11 protein-coding genes are annotated in these 9,125 nt (G+C 51.8%); 10 read left to right on the top strand and 1 reads right to left on the bottom strand.

Annotation, left to right across the window (positions count from 1 at the left end; translation table 11 throughout):
* Positions 1-201: 201 nt before the first annotated feature.
* The 9 genes from NH344_RS17535 to rfbC all read left to right on the top strand — a co-directional run bounded on the left by NH344_RS17535 (position 202) and on the right by rfbC (position 8,228).
* Positions 202-1,125: a glycosyltransferase family 2 protein gene (locus NH344_RS17535; RefSeq protein ID WP_253028237.1), complete on the top strand. Its 924-nt coding sequence runs from the start codon at positions 202-204 to the stop codon at positions 1,123-1,125.
* 45 nt (positions 1,126-1,170) lie between these two features.
* Positions 1,171-2,556 (top strand): undecaprenyl-phosphate glucose phosphotransferase, encoded by a 1,386-nt coding sequence (locus tag NH344_RS17530; RefSeq protein WP_253028236.1) that lies wholly within the window; start codon positions 1,171-1,173, stop codon positions 2,554-2,556.
* 107 nt (positions 2,557-2,663) lie between these two features.
* A complete protein-coding gene (gene galE, locus NH344_RS17525) occupies positions 2,664-3,659 on the top strand; it encodes a UDP-glucose 4-epimerase GalE (RefSeq protein WP_253028235.1) in 996 nt (331 codons plus the stop codon).
* A gap of 79 nt (positions 3,660-3,738) precedes the next feature.
* Positions 3,739-4,797, top strand: coding sequence for a dTDP-glucose 4,6-dehydratase (gene rfbB, locus NH344_RS17520; RefSeq protein ID WP_253028234.1), 1,059 nt, complete (start codon positions 3,739-3,741; stop codon positions 4,795-4,797).
* A gap of 140 nt (positions 4,798-4,937) precedes the next feature.
* Positions 4,938-5,237: a nucleotidyltransferase domain-containing protein gene (locus tag NH344_RS17515; protein WP_253028233.1), complete on the top strand. Its 300-nt coding sequence runs from the start codon at positions 4,938-4,940 to the stop codon at positions 5,235-5,237.
* Positions 5,234-5,710 carry a hypothetical protein gene (locus NH344_RS17510; RefSeq protein WP_253028232.1) on the top strand — a complete coding sequence of 159 codons (477 nt, stop codon included), beginning with the start codon at positions 5,234-5,236 and terminating at the stop codon, positions 5,708-5,710. Before NH344_RS17515 ends, NH344_RS17510 begins: the two co-directional genes overlap by 4 nt.
* A gap of 143 nt (positions 5,711-5,853) precedes the next feature.
* Positions 5,854-6,765, top strand: coding sequence for a dTDP-4-dehydrorhamnose reductase (gene rfbD / locus NH344_RS17505; RefSeq protein ID WP_253028231.1), 912 nt, complete (start codon positions 5,854-5,856; stop codon positions 6,763-6,765).
* 30 nt (positions 6,766-6,795) lie between these two features.
* On the top strand, positions 6,796-7,680 hold the full coding sequence (gene rfbA / locus NH344_RS17500; protein WP_253028230.1) for a glucose-1-phosphate thymidylyltransferase RfbA: 885 nt from the start codon (positions 6,796-6,798) through the stop codon (positions 7,678-7,680).
* Positions 7,680-8,228, top strand: a complete 549-nt coding sequence (gene rfbC, locus NH344_RS17495; RefSeq protein WP_083025558.1) for a dTDP-4-dehydrorhamnose 3,5-epimerase — start codon at positions 7,680-7,682, stop codon at positions 8,226-8,228. Before rfbA ends, rfbC begins: the two co-directional genes overlap by 1 nt.
* An 85-nt stretch (positions 8,229-8,313) precedes the next feature.
* Here the strand turns inward: rfbC and NH344_RS17490 are convergent, their stop codons facing one another.
* Positions 8,314-8,562, bottom strand: a complete 249-nt coding sequence (locus tag NH344_RS17490) for a diguanylate cyclase (RefSeq protein WP_253028229.1) — start codon at positions 8,560-8,562, stop codon at positions 8,314-8,316.
* 223 nt (positions 8,563-8,785) lie between these two features.
* On the opposite strand from NH344_RS17490, the gene NH344_RS17485 reads away from it, so the two are divergent.
* Positions 8,786-9,125, top strand: a 340-nt coding sequence (locus tag NH344_RS17485) for a helix-turn-helix domain-containing protein (protein ID WP_253028228.1), incomplete at its 3' end; no start/stop codon positions are given.

Below are 9,125 nucleotides of genomic sequence, written 5' to 3'. Positions count from 1 at the left end.
GTGCGGCGACTGGCGCGGAACTTTATGTTGGGCATGGCACTGTCTGGGTGAATGGCGATAATGGCTATATTGCCATGCAGGTCAGTGGGTTAGAAGTGCTTCCGGGGGGCGGTCTCACGGATTCAGGCAGTAGTTAAAATTGATAGTTAAAATTAGTAGCTAGATTTAGCAGACAAAATTGATTTTATAAGGTGATTCAGCGTGAATGCGCATTTTGACGATACACTGGTCGTTGTACCAACCTATAACGGATTACACGATTTAAGCCGCCTAATAGGCAGCCTACCTCTCGATGCTATCAATCTCTATGTGATTGACTCCTCCTCTACAGATGGTACCGCCAGCTATCTGCAAGACGCAGGAATAGACCACCGCATCATTCCCCAGCGCGAATTCAATCATGGAGCCACGCGACAAAAAGCGATCCATGATCGACCAGGGTATCGGTACTACATTTTCCTGACTCAGGACGCCTATCTCGCCGAGCCTGATGCCATCGCACGGCTCCTTGCCCCCTTTACCGACTCGCAAGTGGGCGCCGTCTGTGGAAGGCAGCTACCGCATCTGGATGCAAACCCCTTAGCTTCCCATGCACGCCATTTTAACTACCCGGCCACTAGCCGAACCAAGTCCATGGCTGATGTAGCAGAGCTAGGGATAAAGACAGCCTTCATGTCAAACTCATTTGCTGCTTACCGAGCCACGGCATTGGAAGCAGTAGGAGGGTTTCCCAGCCATGTAATTCTTGCTGAAGATATGTACGTAGCAGCAAAAATGCTTCAACAAGGATGGAAAGTCGCCTACGCAGGTGATGCCTGCTGTCATCATTCACACGACTATACTGCTCAACAAGAATTCAAGCGCTATTTTGATATAGGCGTTTTTCATGCCGAAGAAGACTGGATACGGCAAGCTTTTGGAGGTGCGGGTGGCGAAGGGCAGCGCTACGTACGCTCAGAGCTGCGCTACTTAGGATGGCAGCGGTGCCACTGGTGGCCTACATCATTTCTTGCAAACGCCTGCAAGCTAGTGGGCTACAAGCTGGGTCAGCAGCACAGGCGCCTGCCAGAACGAGTACGTAAGTCACTAAGTATGCACAAGGGCTACTGGCGTACAGCGCAATAATCAAGCCACATGGAATGGATAATTAATTAAACGGAGCAGTACACGATGAAACACTCCAACCGGCATCTTTATGGTTTCGATGCCTATACCAACACCCTGATCAGACTGGCTGATTTGGCCATCATTTTCGCCGGTGGCTGGCTAGCCTACCTCTTGCGTTTCGGGCAAACCGAAATGAGCGAGAGCTACGGCCTCTTAATGCCACTGGGTGCGCTGGCTGCGCTCTTGATCTTCTCAAGATTAGGTATCTATATTTCTTGGCGCGGGCGTGTGCGGACAGTGCTCATCATGCGCTTGTTATTTGGTTATTTTTTAGTAGGTGCTGTATTAGCCTTAATTCTATTTCTCTTTCAGTATGGAGCAAAATATTCTCGCCTATGGGTCATAATGTGGATCTCCAGCGCTTGCCTGTTCTCTATTGTGCTCCGGTTGGTGGCTTACCCCATCTTGAACCGAGTGCGGATGAGCGGCCGGAACCGTCGCAGCGTACTGCTAGTGGGCGATGCCCACTCCTGCGCCACTGCTATTCAGCACCTTGAACGCCACCCCCAGGCAGGGTTCGATATCGAACGGATACTGGTGATCGGTGATGACGAAGCGAATGAACTACAAAAAAACCGCCATGAAAGCTATAGCCTGGGAGAAACTATAGAACACAATGAAGAAGAAGTCTGGATTTGCCTGCCCATTTCACGAGGTGAAGACGTAAGGCGCATTCAGGCATCGCTAAGCCTCTCCACAGGCAATGTACGCTACATGCCAGACATGCGTGATTTTCGCTTAATCAACCATAGCGTTTCCAATGTTGCTGACCTGTTTCTCCTCGACCTCTCGTGCTCGCCGATGTCTGGTAGTGCTCGGCTGCTCAAACGCCTGGAAGATATTGTCCTCTCCAGCCTTATCCTAATACTGATAAGCCCACTTATGGTAATACTAGCGCTTGGGGTGAAATTATCCTCCCCAGGACCGGTTTTTTATCGTCAGGAGAGAGTAGGGCTCAACGGGCAGCCTTTCATGATGCTCAAGTTTCGCTCGATGCCGATGGGGGTAGAGAAAAACGGCATTCAATGGGGAGGCACCCAGAAAAAAGAAGTGACACGCTTCGGAAAATTGCTGCGTAAGACCAGCCTTGACGAGCTACCGCAGTTCATCAACGTCATTAAAGGCGATATGTCCATCGTAGGTCCAAGACCGGAAAGAACGCTCTTCGTAGAGCAGTTCAAACACGAAATACCTGGTTATATGCAAAAGCACATGGTTAAGGCGGGCATTACCGGTTGGGCGCAAATCAACGGCTGGCGCGGTGATACCGACCTCGCTAAACGAATTGAATGCGACCTCTGGTACATAGAAAACTGGTCTATTTGGCTCGACTTGAAAATTATACTGTTAACAATTTTCAAGGGGTTTATACACGAAAACGCTGTTTAAAATATGATTGATATATTTATTAGCCTGAAGCAAGGAGTGGTTTGCTTGCAAAAATGGAAGGTCGGTCGAAACCGAGATACCCTGCCCAAGTAATAAAGGAGCTGCATGTGAATGTATTGGTAGTCGGGGGAGCGGGCTATATCGGCTCGCATATGGTAAAGCGCTTGGTAGAGGAAGGGCATGCGGTCTGGGTGCTGGATAATCATTCTACCGGCGGGCGTGTAGCGCTGCCGTTTGGCACGTTGGTCAAGGGCGATTTAGCAGACGCCCCATTACTCGACCAGCTATTCCAAGCTCATGCGTTCCAGGCGGTGCTGCATTTTGCTGCCCATAGTTTGGTGGGGGAATCGGTAACCTCGCCTTCCAAGTATTATCAAAACAATGTGGTGAATACACTGAACCTGCTGGATGCTATGTGCCGCCACCAGGTATCGAATTTGATCTTTTCATCGACTGCTGCGGTATTTGGCAACCCGAACTATACACCGATAGATGAGCAGCACCCTACCGCGCCGATCAACCCCTATGGGGCCAGCAAATGGATGGTAGAGCGTATTCTGCAGGATTACGCCCATGCTTATGGCCTTAACTCGGTCGCCCTACGTTACTTCAATGCCTGCGGTGCCGACCCGGATGTTCAGCTAGGCGAGTGGCACGAACCGGAAACGCATTTGATTCCACTGGTGCTGCAAGCCGCGCTAGGTAAGCGTGACGCGATTACCGTATTTGGCCGTGATTATCCCACGCCGGATGGCACCTGTATTCGCGACTATATCCATGTGGAAGACTTATGCACGGCGCATGCTTTGGCGCTTGATCATTTGGTGTCGGGTAAACTGAGCGGTGCCTGCGCGTTTAACCTGGGGAATGGCAGTGGGTTTTCCGTGCAGCAGGTAGTGGCCGCTGCCCAGAAAGTGGTTGGTCAAGACGGTTATACTATTACGATTCAAGAAGGGGAGCGCCGCGCAGGAGACCCGGCTGTGCTGGTGGCGGATGCACGTTTGGCACAGCAAGTACTTGGCTGGCGTTCTCAATATGCTGAGCTGCAAACAATTATTGAGCATGCCTGGGCATGGGAAAAAAAGCGCTGGTTAGTGGGTTAGCCAAAGCCATTTGTTGATCATTCCGGCGCCTCCATCTTTATCAGGTGCCAACGTTAAATGTGTAAAAGCGAGACTCAGTATGAAATTTTTAATCACCGGTGGGGCAGGGTTTATCGGCTCGGCGGTTGTGCGTCATGTCATTGAAAATACTCAACACACCGTTGTGAATGTGGATGCGTTAACCTATGCCGGTAATCTTGAATCGTTGGGCTCAGTAGAAGGTAGTGAGCGCTACGCCTTTGAGCACGCGGATATTGGCGATGCTGCCCGTATGGCAGCTATTTTTGAGCGCTACCAGCCGGATGCGGTGATGCACCTGGCGGCGGAGTCCCATGTAGACCGTTCCATTGATGGCCCGGCGGCGTTTGTTCAAACCAATATCGTGGGTACTTATACGCTGTTAGAGGCGGCCCGCCAGTATTGGAAGGGCTTGCAGGCCACGGCCCCTGAAAAGGCGGCGGCGTTCCGCTTCCATCATGTGTCTACCGATGAGGTGTACGGCGATTTAGAAGGGCCGGAAGATCTGTTCACCGAGGAAACCCCTTACGCGCCCAGCTCGCCTTATTCGGCCAGTAAAGCAAGTTCTGACCATTTGGTGCGGGCTTGGCACCGTACCTATGGGCTGCCGGTGTTAGTGACCAACTGCTCGAATAACTATGGGCCTTATCACTTCCCTGAAAAGCTTATCCCGCTGATGATTTTGAACGCCTTGGCGGGTAAGCCGTTGCCGGTATATGGCGATGGCCAGCAGGTGCGCGATTGGCTATATGTAGAAGACCACGCCCGTGCGTTGGTTAAGGTCATCACCGAAGGCGTGGTAGGTGAAACCTATAATATCGGCGGGCATAACGAGAAGGCGAATCTTGAAGTAGTGGAAACGCTGTGCGACCTGCTGCAGGAACTGGTGCCTGCCGAGCGTTCCTACCGTGAGTTGATTACCTTTGTACAAGACCGCCCAGGCCACGACCTGCGCTACGCCATTGATGCCAGCAAGATTGAGCGTGAACTTGGCTGGACGCCAGAAGAAACCTTTGAAACCGGGTTGCGTAAAACCGTGCAGTGGTATTTGGAAAACCGGCAGTGGTGGCAGCGGGTTCAGGATGGCAGCTACCAAGGGGAACGTTTGGGTAGCTTGTAGCTCTGAGTTCGGTGTTGGTGGCCTAACGGTCGCGAGCTGAAGCTACTTCCTCTGGTGCTTACGGTCGCCTGCCCTACGTTACAATGTAAAAAGGCGGGGTGCCGTATCAGCTCACGTACTTTATACGCTGGAGAGTAGCCGTGCGATTAACGGGTAGAGAAGTGACAGCCATTAAAAAAGCTACCAAGGATGTGCTTGGCGAAGGTGCCCAGCTGCGAGTGTTTGGTTCACGCACCAATGACCTCGCAAAAGGTGGAGATATTGATCTGATGATTACGGTGGGAGAGGCGGTAAGCAATCCTGCTTGGGCTATCGCTAGAATTCAAGCAAAGATCATTGAGCAACTGGGCGATCAAAAGATAGATATTGTGCTGAATGCCCCTAATCTAGAGAAGTCGATGATTCACCATGTTGCACAAGAACAAGGGATTGTATTGTGAACCTATTGCCAGAAACGCAAGAGAGGCTGAATTTTCTTGTAAGAGTGGTGAGTAAGGAAATTAAGCATCTGGACTATGCAGACAGCCAAGCGTTTGGTGCTTCTCTTACGCTCGAGAGAGTGGAGAAGCTGGAGCAAGACCCGGCGCTAGCGCTCACGCTTGAAGCGTTCACCAGTCGATTTTGTCGGCTTCAAGACACACTCGGCGATAAATTACTTCCAGCGCTGCTCAATGCACTAGGTGAGTCAGCCAACGCTTTATTAATAAATCTTAATAAAGCTGAAAAATACGGTTGGCTTGATTCTGCAGAGGAGTGGATCAGCCTTCGTCAACTGCGAAATAAAATGATCCATGAATATATTGAGGAGGCTGTCATTCTACACAGTGCTCTGGCGACAGCTCATCAAAAGGTTGAGGTGATGAAAGTGTTTGCCGAAAACCTGATGCTGCAAGTACAGCAGTTGCAAGAATGAGTTATTCTTTTGAGTCTTGTAAACCGCTGTTGCTCACTTCTAGCAACTAGCAATTAAACATCGCGAGCTAAAGCTGTCTGCCACCGGTGTAGTACTCAGGTGGCTAGGATGATGAATTCAAGTGTTTCACAAAGGAATGGGTTATGAAGGTTCTGATCACCGGCGGCAGTGGCCAGGTTGGCTTTGAGCTACGCCGTCAGTTGGCTACGCTTGGTGAGATTCTGGCGCCTAACCGGGCGGCCTTGGATCTGTTGGATGCTGACGCCGTGGATGCGTTTTTGGCACAACACCAACCTGACCTTATCGTAAATGCTGCTGCCTATACGGCGGTCGATAACGCTGAAACAGACCTTGAGGCGGTAACACGGTTGAATGCGGAGCTGCCCGCGCAGTTGGCGGCTTATTGCCAGCAGCGGGGCGGCTGGTTAGTGCATTACTCATCGGATTACGTTTACAACGGTGAGGGTGATACTCCCTGGCAGGAAGGCGATGCCGCGGGGCCATGCAATGCCTATGGGGCTACCAAGCTAGCAGGCGATGAAGCGGTCGCTAAGAGTGGCTGCCAGCACCTGATTTTCCGCACTAGCTGGGTGTACAGCGCCCATGGTAAGAGTTTTTTATCAACCATGCTGCGTTTAGGAGCTGAGCGTAGCGCCTTAAGCGTTGTAAGTGACCAAATTGGTGCGCCAACGCCTGCGCGGCTGATTGCGTTAGTCACACAGCAAGCGCTTACTAAGCTACACGGTACTCAGCTACAAACAGTCACGGCATCGGGTATCGAGAGCGGTGTGTATCATTTAGCCCCTAAAGGGGCGACGAGCTGGCATGGCTTTGCCTGCGAGATTTTCCAGTTAGCCAGCAGCCTTGGGCTACCGTTGGAGATTACTCCTGAGGGGGTTTCAGCCATACCAACAAGCGATTACCCTACGCCAGCGGTTCGCCCGCTTAACTCTCGGCTGGGCGTTGATAAAATTGAACAAGCGTTGGGCATCCAGTTGCCCAGTTGGCAAAGCCAGCTGGCGCTAACCGTGGAAGAAATAGCAAGCTCGCGTTAGTTCTGCGGGTAACGAGCAAGGAGCAATACGATGCAACGTAAAGGCATTATCTTGGCAGGTGGCAGCGGTACGCGCCTGCACCCCATCACGCGCGGTGTTTCAAAGCAGCTGCTGCCGATTTACGACAAGCCGATGATCTATTATCCGATTTCGGTGTTAATGCTGGCTGGCATCCGCGAGATTTTGATTATCTCTACCCCGGAAGATTTGCCTCAGTATGAAAACCTGCTGGGCAATGGCGACTCTTTTGGTGTGCGCTTTGAGTACGCAGTGCAGCCTAGCCCAGATGGCTTGGCGCAGGCGTTTATTATTGGTGAAGAGTTTATTGGCGATGCACCGGTGTGCTTGGTGCTGGGTGATAACATTTTCCACGGTCAACACTTCTCAGACCAGTTAAAGCGGGCGGCGGCACAAACCAGCGGTGCTACGGTGTTTGGTTATTTGGTGAAAGACCCAGAGCGCTTCGGGGTAGTGGAGTTTGATGCTGACGGTAAGGCGGTCTCTATTGAGGAGAAACCCGCCAAGCCGAAGTCGCCTTACGCAGTTACCGGGCTCTATTTTTACGATAACGATGTGGTCGAGATCGCCAAGCAGGTCACGCCTTCTGAACGCGGCGAGTTGGAAATTACTAGCGTGAACAATGCTTACCTAGAGCGTGGCGACCTGCGCGTCGAGCGCTTGGGCCGTGGTTTTGCCTGGTTGGATACCGGTACCCACGATAGCCTGTTAGAGGCGAGCCAGTACGTGCAAACCATTGAGCACCGCCAAGGACTGAAAGTGGCTTGCCTGGAAGAGATTGCCTGGCAGCAGGGCTGGCTAAGCGATGAGTCGCTGCGTGAAAGCGCCACGGCACTGGCAAAAACCGGCTATGGTCAGTACTTGTTAAACCGTTTAGATGCTAAAGGTGGCCACTAATGCAGGTTGAAGAAACGTCTCTACCAGGGGTGTTCATTCTTTCCCCTAAGGTGTTTGGCGATGCCCGTGGCTTTTTTATGGAAAGCTTTAATCAAAAAGCGTTTGAAGAGGCGACCGGGTGCAAGCGCGAGTTTGTGCAGGATAACCACTCCCGCTCTCGCCAGGGGGTGCTACGTGGCATCCATTACCAGCTTGAGCAGCCGCAAGGTAAGCTGGTGCGCGTTACCCAGGGCAGCGTGTGGGATGTGGCGGTAGACCTGCGCCGCCATTCGGCGCATTTTGGGCAGTGGGTAGGCGTTGAGCTGTCTGCTGACAATAATCGCCAACTGTGGGTGCCGGAAGGCTTTGGTCATGCGTTTGTAGTGCTTTCAGAAACCGCTGACTTCTTGTACAAAACCACTGATTACTACCACCCTGAATCAGAGCGCTGCATCCGTTTCGATGACCCGGAGCTTGCCATTGAGTGGCCCACGTTGCCGGTAGAGATTGCGCTGTCGGAAAAAGATCAGGCGGGTAGTCAGCTGTCTGAAGCTGAGGTATATGAGTAGCGTTTAATTTGCGCTGCTGACAGTCGCTCGATCAGCTGTGAGTAAGGCCCCCGCTGAGTGCGGGAGCAATCATTAAACGGCTAGGTTAGTGCCCGTATACGGCAATACCGCAGCGGCCGCTGTGTTTAATAAAGTACATGCTTTTGTTGGCGGCATTGATGAGCTCGGTGCTGTTGGTAAAGCCGCCATCGTTGAGGCAGGCAACCCCAATCGAGACCGTCACATAAACGAGCCGGTCTTCGTGCCACGTCATGGGTTGCTCTTGTAATCGATAGGCGATGCGTTGGGCAAACTTTTTGGCACCGTTAGCATCTTCTCCAGGTAAGACCACCATTTTGCAGGAAAAGGAAGTATTGCCGCTGTTATAGTTCTCTGTTTCACGTTAGTAAGTTTCGCCGACTTGGCTAATAAAAATTGGCATTGTTGTAGCGGATGGTGATACTTTTATCAGTTAGCGCGGAAAACCTCGTACTTTTGGTGCGAGGATGGATAGCGCAGCGTCCGCCAGGACGCCTTGTGTTTTGCATCCTTACAATATTTCATCTAAAGTGTAAAGCATGAAAGCCGAACGCGCCTACCAATACCGCTTCTATCCCACGCCTGAGCAAGCAGCCTTGTTGGCGCGGACGTTTGGGTGCGTGCGGTTTGTCTGGAACTCGGTACTACGCTATCGCACCGACGCGTTCTATCAGCGTCAGGAAAAGATCGGCTATAACGATGCCAGCGCGTTCCTAACACAGTTAAAGAAGCAGCCGGACACCGCCTTTCTGGCCGAGGTTAGTTCGGTGCCACTGCAACAATGCTTGCGCCATCAACAAAGTGCGTTCAAGCATTTCTTTGCCAAGCGGGCGCGGTACCCCAGCTTTAAATCGAAGAAGCACCGGCAGTCAGCCACCT

This window comes from Halomonas sp. Ps84H-12 (assembly GCF_024124725.1).
In the GTDB taxonomy this organism is placed as follows: Bacteria; Pseudomonadota; Gammaproteobacteria; order Pseudomonadales; family Halomonadaceae; genus Vreelandella; species Vreelandella aquamarina.
The sequence above is the reverse complement of the archived record's forward strand: the minus strand, read 5'-3'. Positions and strand labels throughout refer to the sequence as shown.

Excerpts from the sequence above, each read along its gene's own strand:
- NH344_RS17530 (WP_253028236.1), top strand. The coding sequence starts at position 1,171 with ATGAAACACTCCAACCGGCATCTTTATGGTTTCGATGCCTATACCAAC.
- rfbB (WP_253028234.1), top strand. The coding sequence starts at position 3,739 with ATGAAATTTTTAATCACCGGTGGGGCAGGGTTTATCGGCTCGGCGGTT.
- rfbD (WP_253028231.1), top strand. The coding sequence starts at position 5,854 with ATGAAGGTTCTGATCACCGGCGGCAGTGGCCAGGTTGGCTTTGAGCTA.
- rfbA (WP_253028230.1), top strand. The coding sequence starts at position 6,796 with ATGCAACGTAAAGGCATTATCTTGGCAGGTGGCAGCGGTACGCGCCTG.
- rfbC (WP_083025558.1), top strand. The coding sequence starts at position 7,680 with ATGCAGGTTGAAGAAACGTCTCTACCAGGGGTGTTCATTCTTTCCCCT.
- NH344_RS17490 (WP_253028229.1), bottom strand. The coding sequence starts at position 8,562 with ATGGTGGTCTTACCTGGAGAAGATGCTAACGGTGCCAAAAAGTTTGCC.